Annotated in this window: 13 protein-coding genes; 7 read left to right on the top strand and 6 right to left on the bottom strand. The window is 64.5% G+C overall.

What is annotated here, in order from left to right:
* Window positions 1-23: 23 nt before the first annotated feature.
* Window positions 24-1,307 carry an aminotransferase-like domain-containing protein gene (locus tag G5C50_RS04800; RefSeq protein ID WP_165065795.1) on the bottom strand — a complete coding sequence of 428 codons (1,284 nt, stop codon included), beginning with the start codon at window positions 1,305-1,307 and terminating at the stop codon, window positions 24-26.
* A 138-nt stretch (window positions 1,308-1,445) separates the two neighbouring features.
* Entirely contained in the window at window positions 1,446-2,366 is a 921-nt protein-coding gene (locus G5C50_RS04795; RefSeq protein WP_165065792.1) for a lysophospholipid acyltransferase family protein, read from the bottom strand.
* A gap of 948 nt (window positions 2,367-3,314) precedes the next feature.
* On the opposite strand from G5C50_RS04795, the gene G5C50_RS04790 reads away from it, so the two are divergent.
* Both G5C50_RS04790 and G5C50_RS04785 read left to right on the top strand, forming a co-directional pair.
* Window positions 3,315-4,109, top strand: coding sequence for a hypothetical protein (locus G5C50_RS04790; RefSeq protein ID WP_165065789.1), 795 nt, complete (start codon window positions 3,315-3,317; stop codon window positions 4,107-4,109).
* A 522-nt stretch (window positions 4,110-4,631) separates the two neighbouring features.
* Window positions 4,632-6,734 (top strand): trypsin-like peptidase domain-containing protein, encoded by a 2,103-nt coding sequence (locus tag G5C50_RS04785; RefSeq protein WP_165065787.1) that lies wholly within the window; start codon window positions 4,632-4,634, stop codon window positions 6,732-6,734.
* A gap of 157 nt (window positions 6,735-6,891) precedes the next feature.
* Here G5C50_RS04785 and G5C50_RS04780 read toward each other — a convergent pair whose 3' ends face one another.
* Complete coding sequence (locus tag G5C50_RS04780) at window positions 6,892-8,151, bottom strand: beta-ketoacyl-[acyl-carrier-protein] synthase family protein (protein WP_165065784.1); 1,260 nt, start codon at window positions 8,149-8,151, stop codon at window positions 6,892-6,894.
* Window positions 8,152-8,290: 139 nt separating this feature from the next.
* Here G5C50_RS04780 and G5C50_RS04775 point away from each other — a divergent pair, with 139 nt between their 5' ends.
* Window positions 8,291-9,139 carry a fumarylacetoacetate hydrolase family protein gene (locus G5C50_RS04775; protein WP_165065781.1) on the top strand — a complete coding sequence of 283 codons (849 nt, stop codon included), beginning with the start codon at window positions 8,291-8,293 and terminating at the stop codon, window positions 9,137-9,139.
* A gap of 75 nt (window positions 9,140-9,214) precedes the next feature.
* Here G5C50_RS04775 and G5C50_RS32215 read toward each other — a convergent pair whose 3' ends face one another.
* Window positions 9,215-9,439, bottom strand: a complete 225-nt coding sequence (locus G5C50_RS32215) for a hypothetical protein (protein WP_206107581.1) — start codon at window positions 9,437-9,439, stop codon at window positions 9,215-9,217.
* 343 nt (window positions 9,440-9,782) lie between these two features.
* Between G5C50_RS32215 and G5C50_RS04765 the strand changes: the two genes are divergently transcribed.
* The 4 genes from G5C50_RS04765 to G5C50_RS04750 all read left to right on the top strand — a co-directional run bounded on the left by G5C50_RS04765 (window position 9,783) and on the right by G5C50_RS04750 (window position 13,741).
* A complete protein-coding gene (locus G5C50_RS04765) occupies window positions 9,783-10,061 on the top strand; it encodes an acyl carrier protein (protein ID WP_165065778.1) in 279 nt (92 codons plus the stop codon).
* 708 nt (window positions 10,062-10,769) lie between these two features.
* Window positions 10,770-11,825 (top strand): hypothetical protein, encoded by a 1,056-nt coding sequence (locus G5C50_RS04760; RefSeq protein ID WP_240906966.1) that lies wholly within the window; start codon window positions 10,770-10,772, stop codon window positions 11,823-11,825.
* A gap of 129 nt (window positions 11,826-11,954) precedes the next feature.
* On the top strand, window positions 11,955-12,749 hold the full coding sequence (locus G5C50_RS04755; protein WP_165065776.1) for a lysophospholipid acyltransferase family protein: 795 nt from the start codon (window positions 11,955-11,957) through the stop codon (window positions 12,747-12,749).
* Window positions 12,746-13,741 (top strand): phosphotransferase enzyme family protein, encoded by a 996-nt coding sequence (locus G5C50_RS04750; protein ID WP_165065773.1) that lies wholly within the window; start codon window positions 12,746-12,748, stop codon window positions 13,739-13,741. The genes G5C50_RS04755 and G5C50_RS04750 overlap by 4 nt, the downstream gene beginning before the upstream one ends.
* A gap of 1 nt (window position 13,742) precedes the next feature.
* Here the strand turns inward: G5C50_RS04750 and G5C50_RS04745 are convergent, their stop codons facing one another.
* Window positions 13,743-14,588: a TIGR00282 family metallophosphoesterase gene (locus G5C50_RS04745; protein WP_165066488.1), complete on the bottom strand. Its 846-nt coding sequence runs from the start codon at window positions 14,586-14,588 to the stop codon at window positions 13,743-13,745.
* Window positions 14,589-14,625: 37 nt separating this feature from the next.
* Window positions 14,626-16,185, bottom strand: coding sequence for a ribonuclease Y (gene rny, locus G5C50_RS04740; RefSeq protein WP_407673487.1), 1,560 nt, complete (start codon window positions 16,183-16,185; stop codon window positions 14,626-14,628).
* Window positions 16,186-16,262 lie beyond the last annotated feature (77 nt).

Below are 16,262 nucleotides of genomic sequence, written 5' to 3'. Positions count from 1 at the left end.
GGGCCCGTCTTCCTTCTCTCGACCTATCCCAACGTGACCCGAACGGCCTCCGCGAGTCGCCTCGCCCCTTCGACCAGCGCGGCCTCGTCGGGGACGCCGAACGAGAGTCGCAGGTGGTGTTTAGGCGGTGGGGTCGGCTCGGGGGCGAAGGCGTACTCGCCCGGCACGTAGATCACACGCTCGGCCAGACAGCGTGAGAACAGAGGACCGTCGAATCCTGTATCGACATCCTCCGGCAGCGACATCCAGACGTAAAGCCCGCCGCTCGGCTTGGTCCATGTCACCCGATCGCGGATCGGCTCGAAGTAACGCTCGATCGCCTCCACGAACACGTCTCGCTTACGGGCGTACACTGTCTTGAGTCGTTCGACGTGGCGGTCGTAGTCGCCGTTGGCGAGGACGAGCCGGACGAGCTTCTGGACGAAGTTGGACGTCCCGAAATCGTGGTTCCCCTTGAGCGTCAGGACCGGATCGACCAGATCCTTCGGCAGCACGCCGTAACCGAGCTTCATGCCCGGGCTGAACGTCTTGCTGAACGTCCGTGCCAGGATGACCGACTCACCCTCGGGGTCGCGGCTCCAGAGGCTGTCGGCTTCTGGGCGTCCGTAGGAGAGCCCGTGGTAGGCCGAGTCCTCCAGGATGTGGATCCGATGTCCCGCGGTCTCCGACCAGCGGCGGACCAGGTCGAGGAGCCCCTTGCGGCGGTCGATCGCCAGGCTGATCCCCGTGGGGTTGGCGTGTTCGGGGATCGTGTAGACGAGCTTCACCCGATCGAGCGAGCCCTCCTCGCGAAGCCTCTCGAACGTCCGCTCCAACTCGTCCAGCCGCAGCCCGTCGCCGTCGATCGGCGTGCGCACCGCGCGGGCGCCTCGGGTCTCCAGAGGACCGAGGAAGACGAAATACGTGGGCGATTCGACGATGACGATATCGCCGGGATCCAGCAGCGCCTCGCCGATCAGGTAGATCAACTGGGCCGACCCCGTCGTCAGGACCGTGCGGTTGACGGCCTGTCGATAGGTTCCGGGAGGGACGCCGTGCTGGACTTCCAGTCGTTCGACGATGATGGCGCGAAGGGCCTCGTCGCCGATCGTCGTGCCGTACTGGAGCGCCGCCTTGCCCGCCGGTTCGTCGCCGAGGACCTGCGCCGCGGCTCGGGCCGAGATCTCCACCGGCAACGACTGCTGGTCCACGAAACCCGCCGCCAGCGAAACAATCTCCGGACGCTCCAGCGCAAGCTTCATCAGGCTGCTGATTGTGGGGGCGCTGGTGCGGGCCGTAGCCGCGCTGAGGGGTGTTGATAGTGTCATCGTGAACAGACGCTTCGCGCAAAGACCTATCGGGTGGATCCAGGGGTACTCTATCGGCGCTTTGGGGACTGTCAAGCTCGCCCGGCGCCGGGGTTGCGTGTCGGACGCGTCAGGAGCCTCGCGGGTTCGCCCCGCGACTCAGGCGGCGACCCCGTCCTCCCAGAAGAGGTATTCGTTGCTGTCGGCCGGATAACGGCGGACCTGTTCCTGGAGCATATCCAGAAAGCGCTGGACGTGCTCGCCGGCCTTGGCGTCGTCCTGGGCGTCGCGCGGCAGGACGAACGAGGGCCGGAATTCCATGTGATAGCGAGCGTCCTCGCCCACCCTGCAGAAGACGGGCACGACCGGGGCCTGCGACATCGCCCCCAGGGCGATCCACGTCGTGGAGAAGTGGTGGCGGCGGTCAAGAAAGCGGCCTTCGGCGGTGAGGCGGCCGGTCCATCGGACGTCGCCGGCGAGGAACAGGAGCATTCCCGACTTTAGAACGCGGGCCGCGCGGAGAATGCTGCTGGCCGCGTCGGAAGCGTCGCCTTTGCGGGAGATGAACAGTTTGTCCTGGCTCAACGGTCCTTCGTGGTCGAACCGAGACGCCATGTACCGTGAGACGCTCCGGGGCTTCTCCATGTAGAGCTTGACCGGGTAGTCGTTTCGGTAGAGCCAGTGGGCCGGCAGCATGTGGGCGCCGAAATGGCTGGTCAGAACGATGCAGCCTTTTCCGCCCGCCACGGCGGCGTCGAGATGCTCGCGACCCTCGACTTCGAACATCGCCAGGGCCCGGGCGTTGGAGGCGACGTCGACGAGCATGTCGCGCGACCGCCACAGGATGTGATTGCCGGCAAGCTGGTTGCTGACCGCCGGCACGTCCCAGTCGCAGCCCAGGATCCGACCGCCCCTCGCAACGGCCTCATCGAACCGGAGCCGGAGCCCCCGGTTCATTCGATGTTCCAACCGGCCGATCCCCGAAACAATCCGTGCGGCGGTGGGGAGCGGCAGCAACCGGACCAGCGGTAGGGCCCCTCGCAGGAACCGCTTGCGCACCTTGACCCCGCGTCGATCCATCGACGTCACCTCAGCCCTTCCCTGGCGCGGCCGAGACCATCGCGCGACGTCGCCGTGACGTCGGCGGAGCCTCCGGCCGGGCGGGAGTGTGGCACGACCGGCCTTGGCGGGCAACGTCAAAATCCGACCCGGCCGCCTCGGGCTGAACCTTCAGATCGGCTTCGATTTTGGGTTCCTTCGCGCCGTGGATTCTCCTTTGGTGAGAACGCAAGTCGTTGATGTCAAGGTTCTTGTGGATGGAATGCTCGCGGCTTCGATCGCGCGCTTTCGCAAGCTCCGCGCGGCGGTCTCTTCGCTCATGCCGAATTGCCAAGGAGCCGGACGCTGCGTCGCCGTTTTCATTCACCGTCGCGCGACGCGTTTGGGTTCGAGACGGGTTCGTTCGCCGAGGCGGATGATCCTCTGTGGGTCGTTCAAAGGTTTGTCGTCATTGGATTTGTGGTGATTCTGGAGTTTGGCTTCGTTTGGCGATTTCTGCTGGGTCGCTCGTTTCGTCTCCCTTCATTTGGCACGTCGGCAACGGTGATGCCTCGGGGTCGTAGGACGCTCCGGGGGGAGGTATCCAGGTAGATATGGTTCCGAGAACGCGATCGCGTTTGAAGAAAACGAGCCGAGGACTGGTCGACGGATTCGGATTCGATGAATGTGATGGTGGAAGCGGTTAGGATAAGCGAGGTCGGTCGAGGAACGAAGAATTCGGGTGATCTGGGACGGCGACGCCCACCAACCTCGACGTCGCGGGCCCAGTGACATCCAACAACCGAGCTTGGCCCCAGGCCGCCCTCGAATGAGCCCAGGCCATCCTCGAAGCGGTTCAGGCGGCACGTCGGCGGCTGGATGGCATTGGAGGAGGAGCTGAAACGGATCGACGCGATGCTTGCCAGCGTTGGTGTGACCTTTTGAGGACGTCCATCTTTCGAGGCTCGCTCTCCGAATAGGGGGCAGTGCATGCAGAAGAGGCAGTATGCCGCAGGCATTCTCGCCCTGCTCAAAGACCATACCGTCGCCACGCAGTCGCTCCTGGTGTCCACCCTCCTCGATGCGGCGACACACCGGCCTGCTCCCCAGTGGCCGTCTTTGCAGAGCGCCGATGGGGATTCGGGAATCACCTTTGGTGGCGGCGGCACGGGCGTCGGCGGGGTCGGCCCCGAGCAACTCGATTGGCGACACCTCGCATTCGGCTACTGTGGCGGCCGCTTCGGCGAGGAGCGTTTCACCGCCGAGGTGGGGCTTCACGACCAGATCAAGTTCGACCTCGCGCCGCTGGCTTTCGCGGTCGGGCTCGAACCGAGCAGGAACCCCGACGCGTCTCGCTACCGCCTTGACGCCGACTTCGGCTTCCCTGGTTTCGCCGCCTCCCGCGACAACCTGCAGATGCTGAGGTTATGGCTCGCCCGCTCAGGGTTCGGTGAGCCGCTCGGCGCGTCTGACAAAATCGCGGGCCGGATGACCTGGGTCCGCCGTCACTGGCGCCTGAAAGACGGAGTTATGTCGTTCCTCGGATCGCTGCTCGGCGACAAGCGGCCAGTGAACCAGGACCTCATCGAGACCGACGTCCTGACCTGGACGTTCGACACAGGCGACGCGACGACGCAATTCGCCGCGAGGCCCATTCAGCCGAGCAGCCACTCCGAGAGCGACTTCAAAAAGACCATCGAAGCCGCCAGGAACCTGGCCGATCGCTTCTTCGCGACGCTGAGCAAGGCCCCCGTCAATGGCGAGGCCTTGAAGCGGCGTCTTTGACCGGTATCGCACCGATGGTTTGAAGCGGTAAGAGCCCCAAGGCTCCTGCACCTAGAGAGCTAGGCCTCTAAATCCGGTGTTGCAGGCAGTCTGGGTGGTTGTTTTCCTGTCTATTCTCAGTGTTTTGCGTACTTGAGGAGCAAGGTCTCCTCGATCGTGTGTGCATGACTGCGTCGTCTGTTAGGGATCAGACGAGACGAAGGCACCCGATTTCGCCTAGCTTGCCGGCGATATTAAGAGCGACACCTTTTGGCCCCACCTTTTGGCCCCCCCTTTTGGCCCCCCAAGAGCGACACCTTTTGGCCCCCCCCTTTTGGCCCCCCTTAAGAGCGACACCTTTTGGCCCCCCTTTAAGAGCGACACCTTTTGGCCCCCCTGGGTGCTCAAGGCCGCCCTTGAGGAGCCGGCGAAGGATCGATCCCTTGTCCAGCAAGCGGCCGCCGGATAACCTCGAAACTCAATCCGAGGCCGCCACATCTTTCCACTGGCCCTGGGACATCATCTTCAGCCCTGGCAAATCCCATGAAATTCAGTGGCGAAGACCTTAAGAAGTTCCGGGATGCCTTGAAGGAAGCGTTTCCGGCGGCGTCGAACGGACTCGACCTCGTCGTGTCGAACGCCAACATAGGTATAGACTTCGCCGACTACCAAGGGACGTATGAATATCGCATCCAGACTTTGCTCAAAGATGCCACCGGGCGAAACCAGCTCACGAAACTTCTGAAAGCGGCGGCCAAGGAGGCTCCGGAAAACCCTGAGTTGGCGGAAGTCGCCGAATTCGTTGGGAGCTACTTCGATTTCCTCCCCCGGCTCCTTCCCGCCTCGGCCAAAACCGAGCTCGGCTACCCCGAAGGGAAACTATTCCAGAACGTCAGTTTCGAGGACGTCCGGAAGTGGCTGGGCGAGCTTGACGTCCTGACGCGAGTGGTCTGCCGGATTGAGAGCCCTACGGGATACGGAACCGGCTTCCTTATTGGGTCGGATGTGGTGCTAACGAACGACCACGTCGCAAGCGGTCTCGACGGTCGGTCAGGTTTCTGGGACCAGCCAGACAGAGCTACAGAGGTGAAAGTTCGATTCGATTACGTAGAGACCTCTAAGGGGGTCGCGAGTGGCAAGGAATACAGGCTTGCGAAGGAATTTGGAATCCTTCGCAGCCCGATGGGCCGACTCGATTTCGCCCTCCTCAAGCTTGATAGCAGCGAAGGTCGACCAGGGGATGAGCTTGTTGATGGGAAGCCTCGCGGATTCGTCACCCCCGTCGCCCATGAATTCGAGGATTATGAACCGATTCTCATCCTGCAGCACCCCGAAGCCGAGCCTATGAAGCTGGCTTTCGGCTCGGTGACCCAGCGAAAACAGTGGGAGCCGAACCGCGTCACTTACACCGTGAACACCGAACCTGGGTCCTCCGGTTCTCCCTGCCTGACGCAGAAACTGGAGGTCTGTGCCCTCCACCACTACGGCTTGGAGCGTCAGAATCGCGGCGTCCTGACGTCCTCCCTGCTTGCGTTTTGGAACGAGCCGGAGAACCAGGATCAACTGAGGGCGGCGGGCCTCGGGCACCTCATAAAGAAAGAAGGAGGCCATCAAGGAACGACGGGACCCTCGATAGGCCCACCGCCATTCGATTGGGAACCGGCGGTGGGCCAGACGATTCAGCTTCTCCCCGAACAAGTAGATTCTCTGGCGGCCATGGCGGCCGCTAAGTGGCTTTCGATTATCTCGATATTAGCTGTAGCGGTCTTCTTGGCTTTGAGTGTATCTCGGTACTGGCCGGAAGCCATCGTATCGCCGGCCCCCATCCACCCCGCAAGCTCTCCTGTCACCAACGCCGCGAACTCTCAAACTTCCCCTGCTAAAGATACGTCCGAGACATTGAAGCCGAATGGCGGAGTCAACATTAAAGTGGACAACAATCAAGGGAATATCAGCGGCGGTGTTCACATCAACGTTGACACGCCCAAGACTTCGGAAATTCAGGAAATGCTAAAGAGCTTGGCTGAAGGGCAGTTGCTTGGTCGACACGAAACCGCTCTCCAAGGAGCTGATAAAGACCTGGCATACCAACGATTCAAGTCTCTTTTTCAGTTGTGGGAAACAATTCTTGACGAACAATTAAACCCAGGTCCACTAGAATCATCCATAGGTGTGGACACCAGGAAGCTAAAGGATGTCCCAAAAGAAGTTCTGCAATCAATGAAGAAGACCGTTGATTTCGTTTTAATTCTCATTCGGGATGCAGAGCTACAAGATGTAAATCTCCTGAATGCTATGGTTAAATATAGCCATTTAGTCCAAAATAAAGCTGCTTATGGAAAGCGGCTTTACAATGTTACTCCTTCCGATTACATCGATTCGATGTTTGGGCCGCACAAAATGGCGGAATGTGAGACAAAAGCAAAGATAACAACCGAAGAGATGATAAAATTTATGGCTGAGGCGAAGGGCGATTTGGCGAAAATGACCGATTCTCACTATTCAAATTGGCAAGCAGCATCACTCGATTTCACAAACCTATACTTGTTGGCGATTATGGCGGACCTGAAAAAGGCCGATGGGAGTGAATATAGTCCTCAGGAAATCGAGCAACTCAACACTCAGTTTTTTTTGGACAAACGGTAGAGTCCTTCATGCTGCTCATCCTGGCTCTACATTCCACGGGGCTCGGAAAGGGGCCGTTCCCGGAAAAGGGCTGGTTCCTAGATCTCAGGGAAATCCAGGAAATCTAGGGGATTTCCAGCAGTGCTGATCGCCCTCGATCGGTTCTCCTGAGGAGACGTCAGCCGCGAGGCGGACGCATCACCAGCACGTTGTTCGTTCCGCCGAAGCCGAAGGAGGCGCTCATCAGCGTTTCGACGCGGGCGGGACGGGCTTCGTTCGGGACGTAGTCGAGATCCAGCTCTGGGTCGGGGATGTAGTTCACGGTGGGGGGGAGCGTCTGGTCGCGCAGCGTCCGGATGCAGGCGGCGGCTTCCACGGCCGAGGCTGCGCCGAGCGTGTGGCCGACCGCTCCCTTGATTGAACTGACGGGCAGGGATCGCGCGCGGTCGCCGAAAACTCGTTTGAGGACGGCCGTCTCGACCTGGTCGTTGATCGTGGTGCTGGTGCCGTGGGCGTTGTAGTAGTCGACCTCGTCCGGGGCGACGCCCGCTTTTTCCAGGGCCAGGGAGACGCAGCGCTGGATGCGGTCGGGGCTGGGGGTCGACATGTGGTGGCCGTCGGAGTTCATCGCATAGCCGGCGAGTTCGGCCTGGGGCTTCAGGCCCAGCCGCTCGACGGCCCTTCCCGAGGCCAGAACGACGATCCCGGCCCCTTCCGACATCACGAAACCGGCGCGGTCGCGGCTGAAGGGGCGGCTGGCCTGGGAGGGATCGACCTCGGCGCGATCGCCGGGGCGGGCGCCGAACAGGGCCTTCATGGTGTAGAAGCCGTTGACGATCGCCGGGGTGAAGGCGCTCTCGGCCGCGCCGCAGACGGCGAGGTCGGCGTCGCCCGCCTTGATCATCATCGCCCCCAGTATGATCGCGTGACCGCCCGAGGCGCAGGCGTTGGCCGGGCCGACTCCCGGCCCGTACAGCTTGAGCTGCTGCGAGATCTGGCCGCCGACCTGATTGATGAGCAGGCCGGGGACCAGGAACGGGCTCACCGAGAGGTCCTGCCGCTTGCGCATCCGGGCCTGCTGGGTCTCCAGGAAGTCCATGCCGCCAAAGGCCGAGCCGACCGCCACGGCCACGCGGTCGCGGTCGATCCGGTCCTCGACGCGGTCGAGCCCGGCGTCGGCCCAGGCGGCGCGGGCGGACGTCAAACCTAGGCCGAGGAATCGGGCGGAGAGCCGGGCGAACTCGCGGTCCTCGGCCTTCACGGCGGCCTCAAGCCCTTCAACCAGGCCGGCGACGTCCTGGAGATACTGGTCGCGGTCGAGCGACGCGTGGCGGCCGATGCCGGACTTGCCGGCGACGAGCCCCTTCCAGGTCGAGTCCATGTCCATGCCCAGGCAGGTGACCGCGCCGTGACCCACCACGAAGACCGATTCCGCCATCGTCGCCTCGCTCCCTCGAATGCCGCCTCGCTGACCGGGCGGCCCGCCTGCTGATTTCTCTCCTCCGATGATCGTATGATGACGGCGTCGCCTGCAAGTCGATCGCTCTCGCCTCTTCCTCGGCCAGGAGAAACCCGTGATGCGGCTCGTGAAATATGCACTCGGCGCGGATCCGACCCCGCGCGTCGGTCTGTTCGAGGGAGACGAGGTCGTCGCCCTCGGTTCGGGGGAGCTTCGGCTCTCGACGCTGCTCCACGACGACGATCCGGCCTCCGCCGTTCGCGGCCTTTCCGCCGGCGCCGAGCGCCTTCCGCTCGCCACCGTCCGACTCCTCGCGCCGATCGACCGCCAGGAAGTTTGGGGAGCGGGAGTCACCTACGAGCGGAGCAAGAAGGCCCGCGAGGAAGAATCGGAGCGGGCGGCGACCTTCTACGACCTCGTCTATCGCGCCGAGCGCCCGGAACTCTTCTTCAAGGCGACCCCCCACCGAGTCGTCGGCCCGGGCGAGTCGATCCGAATCCGGCGCGACGCTCGCTGGACGGTCCCGGAGCCGGAGCTGGCGCTCGTGGTCTCGTCGCGAATGCGGATCGTCGGCTTCACGATCGGCGACGACGTCAGCTCGCGCGACATCGAGGGGGAGAATCCGCTTTATCTGCCGCAGGCCAAGGTTTACGACGGCTGCTGCGCGCTGGGGCCGGGGATTCTGCTCGCGACGGCCGACGACTTCCGCGATCGCTCGATCCGGCTGGAGATCGTTCGCGGGGGCTCGCGCATATTTGAGGGCGAGACGTCGACGGCCCGGATGGCAAGGCGGTTCGAGGATCTCGTCGCCTGGCTTGGACGCGACCAAACCTTCCCTGACGGCGTCATCCTGCTCACGGGGACAGGGATCGTCCCCCCGGACGACTTCACGCTGGAATCCGGCGACGTGGTTCGAATCGACATCGAAGGGCTGGGAACGCTGGAGACGCCGGCGGTCCTGGGCTGAGCGGCGGGAACGAAAAAAGGCGTTCGGGGGAGACCCCGAACGCCTGAAGATTACGGCCGGACTCGGCCGAGTCGATCAAGGAGCCTTGGGGGCTTCCTTGGCCGGCTCGACGGCCGGAGCCTCCTTCGGAGCCTCGGCGCTCGGGGCGGCTTCCTTGGGGGCCTCGCCCGGGGCACCCGGAGCGGTGGCGGCCGGCGGCGGGGTGGTCGGCGGGGGAGCCTCTTCCGGATTGCAACCGACGACGGCCAGGGAGATCCCCAGGACGGGGGCGGACAGCAGGGCCTTGATACCCATCTTCATCGAGCAAGCTCCTAGGATCAGGAAGGATGCGGACGAGGACGTCGAAGCCGACGTCACGGGGCGTCGTTGCCTCCGACCGGCGCGATCAAACGCCGGGCTCGTCACGCGGACACCCCCGTAGATCTTAGGACGATGGTCGAAGATGTTCAACAAGGCCCTGCCTGCACCCAAGAGAGTTCTGCATCGTCACCTGCATCGAGGCAAAGGCGGCAGGCGGCGATCGAGCGAGGTGAACCCCGTGGAACTCAAGATCTCCCTGGATGAGCGCCGATAAAGAACGACGCCTCATCGGGGTCGTCATGGGCGTCGCGACCCGTTTCTTTCGTGGACAAGGAGTCCTCTCATGATCTCGTCACCGACCAACGCGAACGACGTCGAGGGCGTGCTGCCTCTCGTCGTTGACCTCATCCGCTCGGTGTCTGAGAAGGCGAGGACCAAGGTCATCCAGGCCGACACGCTCCTGCTGGAGGAGTTGGCCCTGGACTCGCTGGACATGGTCCGGGTCATCATGCTGATCGAAGACCGCCACGGCGTGAGCATCGATCTCGACGAGGTCGCCGAGATGAAGTCCGTCGGCGACGTCGCCCGCGTCCTTCACCGCGAATCCCGCGCAGCAGCCTGACCTCGCTGAATCAGCCCCGCGGGCGACGCCGCCCGCATCGCCCTCCGCCCGTCGATGACGACGGGTTCCACTCCTCGCCAGATCCCCTCAAATCCACCTTCCTCGACGCCGGTCCAACGACCGAATCCTCTCCTTCCTGGCGACATCGCCAGACTCCAATCTCGCCTCCTCACGGCGATCCGCAATTGGCGCGCCGTAACGCCCATTCCCGGCGTCGGTCCGTCAGGGCTAAGTCGTTGTGAGGATACCGCTTTCGTTTTTCTTGAGACGCCTTCATGAGTCGCGGTTAGGGCGGTTGTTGCGATGGCTCTGATTATCCGAATTACAGGCGTTTTGTAAGAAGTTCGCGCCGGTTGTCTTTCGATGACCATCGCGATCTGTGGAAGCGACAACGGGCTTGAAAATGCAATATCTTCGTAAAGCCATGCTATGGAATTGTTTGCGTTGTGACCGTGGGCGTCGCGACGTGCGTTTCGGGGCGTAGCGTCCATCGGTTGGAGGTTTTGGCGCCCGGGTTGCTAAGTAAGAGGACCGCCTCAAAGCCAAGCCGAGCCGCGGGACGCTGTCGCCTCGCGGGTCGACTCTCGCCAAACGGCACCCGCGAAGTCCGAAGTAGCCGATCGACGGTGGCGGCGAACTCTCCAACCACTCGCATGCCGACGGGCCGTTCATGGACGACGGTCCGCAAGCAGTCACAGGGAGGTTTGTATGGCCCGAATCAGGACGCTGGCAGGTGGCTTCGCCGCCTGGGTCGCTCTGGGCGGATACGCAGGGGCGGCGCCTTTGTCCTGGTTCGATTCACAGGCCAGTTTGACCGCGTGGTACGCCAACCAGCTCAACAACGCGGGCAACATCTACGCTCCGACGACATCGTCGAACTCGATTACGAACATCAACTCGAGCTGGTACGGCGTGCCGACCCCCACGACGGTCTCGGTTCCGGTCGCGAAGTCGGCGACCCCCGCCGCCGTGAGCGTGGCCCCGACGGTCCAGGCTGCGACCACGTCCGCCACCTATGCGACCCAGGTGACGCCCACGACGACGGCCTCGAACAAGGTCGACGCCTTCATCAACATGGGCTCCGGCCCCTACGCCGAGGCCTCTGACCTGGCCTCGGGCAATCCGCAGCCCTGGTTCAAGAGCCCGGCCGCGTCGGCCGTCTTCGGCGGAACTCCCACCGCGGCGGAGCAGTCTCAGTTCACCAGCGACGTTCTCGCGAAGGTCGAGAAGACGTTCTCTCAGAGCGGCCTCAACGACTTCACCTTCACGACCGATCCGAACGTCCCCGCCACGCACATGATGAGCGTCGTTTCCGGGGCTTCCTACTCGGGCAACGCCAACGCGATCGGGATCACCGACGTCGGCAACAACGGCTTCAGCTTCATCGACAAGTTGAACTACGCGAGCAACGAAGACCAGCTCTCGTGGGCCGTCGCTCACAACGTGTCTCACGAGCTGATGCACGCCTTTGGGATCGGCCAGCACCCGGACCAGACGGGGGATTACATCGACGCCGGGACCGCGAACTGGAGCTTGCTCACCAACTCCAACGCCACCTTCAGCCCGTCGGCCGTCTCGCTGCTCCAGAACGTCGACGCCAGCAGCGTGAGCGTGGGCTTGCTGGGGGCCGAGGAGCTTCACCTCGACGGCGACCAGATCCTGGCGGCCCCCGTGCCCGAACCCGCCACCGTCGCTGTCTGGATGATCGCTGGTCTGGGAGGCGTCCTGACGCTGCGTCGTCGGACCGGCCGGCAGACCGCTTGATCGGCGCTTTCCGCTGATTCGCCGGGGCGTTCTCAAGCCCTGCACTTGACCTGCCGCCGCCTGGGGTGGTCCGATGAATGGAGACGGGGATTCGCCTCGTCTCCTGATGCTTCCCCGCGGCGGATCGCCATGAGCGCATGGACTCTCATCGTTCTGACCGCGGCTCTGCTGCTCGTGCCTGCGTTGCTCCGTCCGGGGCGACCAGCTTCCCGGCGAGCAGCCTACTGGGTCGGCGACATCGAAGTGGGCCTTGTACCGCTCTGGTGGTTGGGCCGGACCTACTGCCGCGTCTGGCATCGCCTGCCCTTCGAAGGTTGGGCGCCGCTTCCTGATGCGGGGCCGGCGATCCTCATCGCCAATCACACCTGCTGCATCGATCACCTTCTGCTCCAGGCGCGATGCCAGCGGCTGCTGGGCTTCATCATCGCCCGCGAGATGTACGAGCTTCCGCTCGTCCACCGCTTCTGCGTCAGGACGGGCTGCATCCCCGTCGATCGAGACGGTCGAGACATCCGCGCCACGCGTGCGGCCCTCAGAGCGCTGGAGGAGGGCAGGGTGTTGCCGGTCTTCCCCGAAGGACGGATCACGCCCGAGTCCGGTCGAGCGTTGGGACCGATGCGGTCGGGAGCCGCGTTTCTGGCGGTCCGCTCGGGGGCTCCCGTCGTCCCGGCGTTCATCTCGGGGACGCCTGCGACGATCGACATCGGCCCCTCGCTCTGGCGTCCGTCTCGCTCACGGGTGTTGTTCGGGCCTCCGATCGACCTATCGGACTTCCATCCCGACCAGGCCGCCGACAAGGAGGTGCTCGCCCAGGTCTGCAGGCGGTTCGACGCCGCCTTCCGTGAGCTTCAGGCGCGGAGTCTGGCGAGCGAGGTTCAACCGACACCGCGCCAGGCGACGGCCGGCGTCGGCTCCGTCGAATGAGCGACGAATCCATCCGCGAGGTGCTCGACCAGTTCCCCGCGCGAGAACGTCCCCTATCTGAGCCGGTCCCGCTGGGCGGCGGAGGGGGACTCAGCGGATCGAGGCTCTGGCGATTCGAGGCTATCGGCGGAGCTCGCGTGCTGCGAGTCTGGCCGGCTTCCGTCGCTCATTCGCGGGTCGAGCGGATTCATGCGTGGCTTCGTGGGGTCGACCTGCCGTTCGTCCCTCGGCCCATCGCGGCGAACGACGGTTCGACGTGTCTGTGGATCGCTGGGCGAGGCTGGGAAGTGACCCCATGGCTGAAGGGGACGCCCGACATGGGGGGCCCCCCCGCCGTGGGGCATGTCCGCGCTGCGTTCGAGGGACTGGCCGCCTTCCACGTGCGGCTCGGCCGTCATGAGTCGGTTCTGGGGCCGAGCCCTGGCTTGCTCGTCCATCGCGATGAGTTGCGACGACTCGTCGGCGGTGGATTCGACGTGCTTGAAAGGGCCGTCGCCGCTGACAGCGACACTCCCCGCGTTCGGCTCGCGTTCGAGTGGTTGGGATTGGCGAAGGCGTTCGCTCCGGACGTGCTGGCGGGTGTAACCACCGCCTGTTCGATGAGCTACCGACTGCAACCCTGCCTCCGCGACGCAAGGCCGGAGCACTTCCTGTTCGCCGGTGATGCGCTTGTTGGTCTGGTCGATTTCGGGGCGATGGATGTGGAGACGATCGCCGCCGACCTGGCTCGACTGATGGGCGAGTGGCTACCTCGTCCCGAAGGTGATGAGCTTCGCGATGCGGGCCTGTCGGCTTATCGTCGGCTCCGCGTGCTGGAGCCTGGGGAACTGGAGGCGGCGGCGGCGTTCGAGAGATTGGCAGACGTCCTGATCGGCGAGCGCTGGGTGCGATGGCGGTTCCTGGAACGGCGAGCCTTTGAGGATCAACAGGCGGTGGCCGATGGCCTTGAGCGCGGGCTTATCCGGCTGCGTCGCGCGGCGGACGGGCGGTGAGTCAGGACCGTGGAAGCGACGGGTCGGCAGGCTGATCGGGCGCGTCGTTAAGGATACGCTGGGCGTCATGCTGGTTGATGGAGACGCGTTGGATCGCCATCGCCCGGCCGTTCGATGGATCGATGCTGACCAGGGCTCCATTGAGTCGCGGATCGCCGACGGCCACGTCGAAGTGGGTGGGGACGTTTGAGAGCGTGGCGCTCAACACCCGGTCGTACCGGCGGCCGAGGATTCCGTCGTGGGGGCCCGTCATGCCGACGTCCGCCTGAAAGGCTGTGCCGCCCGGGAGCACCTGTTCGTCGGCCGTGGCGACGTGGGTGTGCGTCCCCAAAACGGCGGAAACGCGGCCGTCGAGATAGCGTCCAAGGAGCTGCTTGTCGCTGGTGGCCTCGGCGTGAACGTCGACGAAGACGACCCGGACTGAGGGGGCGATCCGCTCCAGCACCCGGTCGGCCGCCCGGAAAGGGCAGTCGACGGGCTTCATGAAGGTCCGTCCCAGGACCGAGAAGACGGCCGCGAGCGTCCCGTCGCGGGCCTCGACGAGCGCCAGGTCGGGGCCGGGAGAATCCGAGGGGAAGTTCGCCGGCTTGAGGACGCGGTCGGTCTGGTCGAAGATCTGGTGGATCTCGTCCTTGCGATAGACGTGGTCGCCCATCGTCATGACGTCGACCCCGGCGTCGATCAGCTCCTCATAGCAGCGAAGCGTCAGCCCGGAGCCCCCGGCGGAGTTCTCGGCGTTGCAGACCACCAGCCCGAGGCCCCAGCGACGGATCAGCCGGGGCAGGACCTGTGAGACGATCTTGCGGCCCGGGCCGCCGACGACGTCGCCGATGAACAGGATTTTCAGAGGGTTCAACGTCCGGCTCGCTCTCGACGCTGGGGGATCATCGGGCGTATTCGACGCTGCGGCTTTCGCGGAGGACGGTCACCTTGACCTCGCCCGGGTAGGTGAGCTGGGCCTGGATGGCCTTGGCAATGTCCCGGCAGAGGGCGGCCGACGAGGCGTCGTCGAGTTGCTGACTGTCCACGATGACGCGGACCTCTCGGCCCGCCTGGATCGCGTAAGCCTGCTCGACTCCCGGGAATCCCAGGGCCAGCGACTCCAACTCCTCCAACCTTCGGACGTACTTCTCCAGGGTCTCGCGACGGGCCCCGGGGCGGCTGGCGCTGATGGCGTCGGCGGCGGCGACGAGGACCGTGTAAGGCGCGTCCAGGCGAAGGTCGTCGTGGTGGCCGAGCGCGGCGTGGACGACCTCTTTCCCTTCGCCGTAGCGACGGAGCAACTCGGCGCCGACGCTCGGGTGGCCCCCCTCCATCTCGTGGTCGGCCGCCTTGCCGATGTCGTGCAGCAGGCCGCAGCGACGGCCGAGGGCGCCGTCGAGACCGATCTCCTCGGCCATCATCCCGGTCAGGAAGGCGACCTCGATCGAGTGCCGCAGCACGTTCTGGGAATAGCTGGTGCGGAACTTGAGCTTGCCCAGGTAGTCGAGGACCTTCTCATGCAGGCCGACCACGTCGGCCTCTCGGGCCGCGTCGCGGCCGACCTTGAGGATGTGCTGGTCGAGTTCGTCCTGGGTGTCCCGGACGATCTCCTCGATCCGCGAGGGGTGGATGCGGCCGTCCTGGATGAGTCGCTCCAGAGCGAGCTTGGCGACCTCGCGGCGGACGCTGTCGAAGCCGGTGACGATCACGACGCCCGGCGTGTCGTCCACCACCACGTCGACCCCGGTGGCCTTCTCGAAGGCCCGGATGTTGCGGCCTTCGCGACCGATGATCCGGCCCTTCATCTCGTCGTTGGGGATGTCGACCGTGCTGACGGTGACCTCGGCCGTATGGGCGGCGGCGAACCGCTGGATGGCGACCGCCAGGACCTCCACGGCCCGGTCGCGGCAGCCTTCCCGGACGTGGGCCTCGTGACGCAGGATGCGCTCGCCGGCCTCGGCTTTGAGTTCATCCTCGAGACGCGTCATCAGAAGTCGCCGGGCTTCTTCGACCGAGAGCCCGCCGACGCGCTGGAGTTCCTCGAGTCGACGCTCCTCCAGTCGCGCGACCTCGCGACGGCCCGCGGCGATCTGAGCCTCTTTCTCGGTCTGAGCGCGGCCGACCTCGTCGAGGTCGCGCTCCTTCTTGCTCAGCAATTCGAGCTGCTGATCGAGCAGGTCGCCACGCTTTTCAAGGCGGCGTTCGTGGTCTCGGAGGGCCTTTCGCGACTCGTCGACCTCGGCTTCCAGAACCTGCCGGCGCTGGAGGGTCTCCTCGCGGGCGGCGAGTTCCGCCTGCCGGCGCATGCCTTCGGCCTGGCCGCGGGCCTCCTCAAGCATTCGGTCGACCAGGCCGCGACCGGTGGACGCGCGGAGCCGACCGGAAAAGTGGGTGGCCGCCCAGGTCCCGAAGGCCCCCAGGACCAGCCCGACCAGGGCTCCGATCAACTGCTCTCCAGACACTCCGCGCGGCCTTTCCAGGTCTGTCCAACCAGCGACTGCGGTCCGGTCGAGCCGTCGGCCGGCCTCCCGGACGACCG

The sequence above is a fragment of the Paludisphaera rhizosphaerae genome (genome assembly GCF_011065895.1).
Taxonomy (GTDB): domain Bacteria; phylum Planctomycetota; class Planctomycetia; order Isosphaerales; family Isosphaeraceae; genus Paludisphaera; species Paludisphaera rhizosphaerae.
This window is presented reverse-complemented; position numbering and strand designations above follow the sequence as displayed.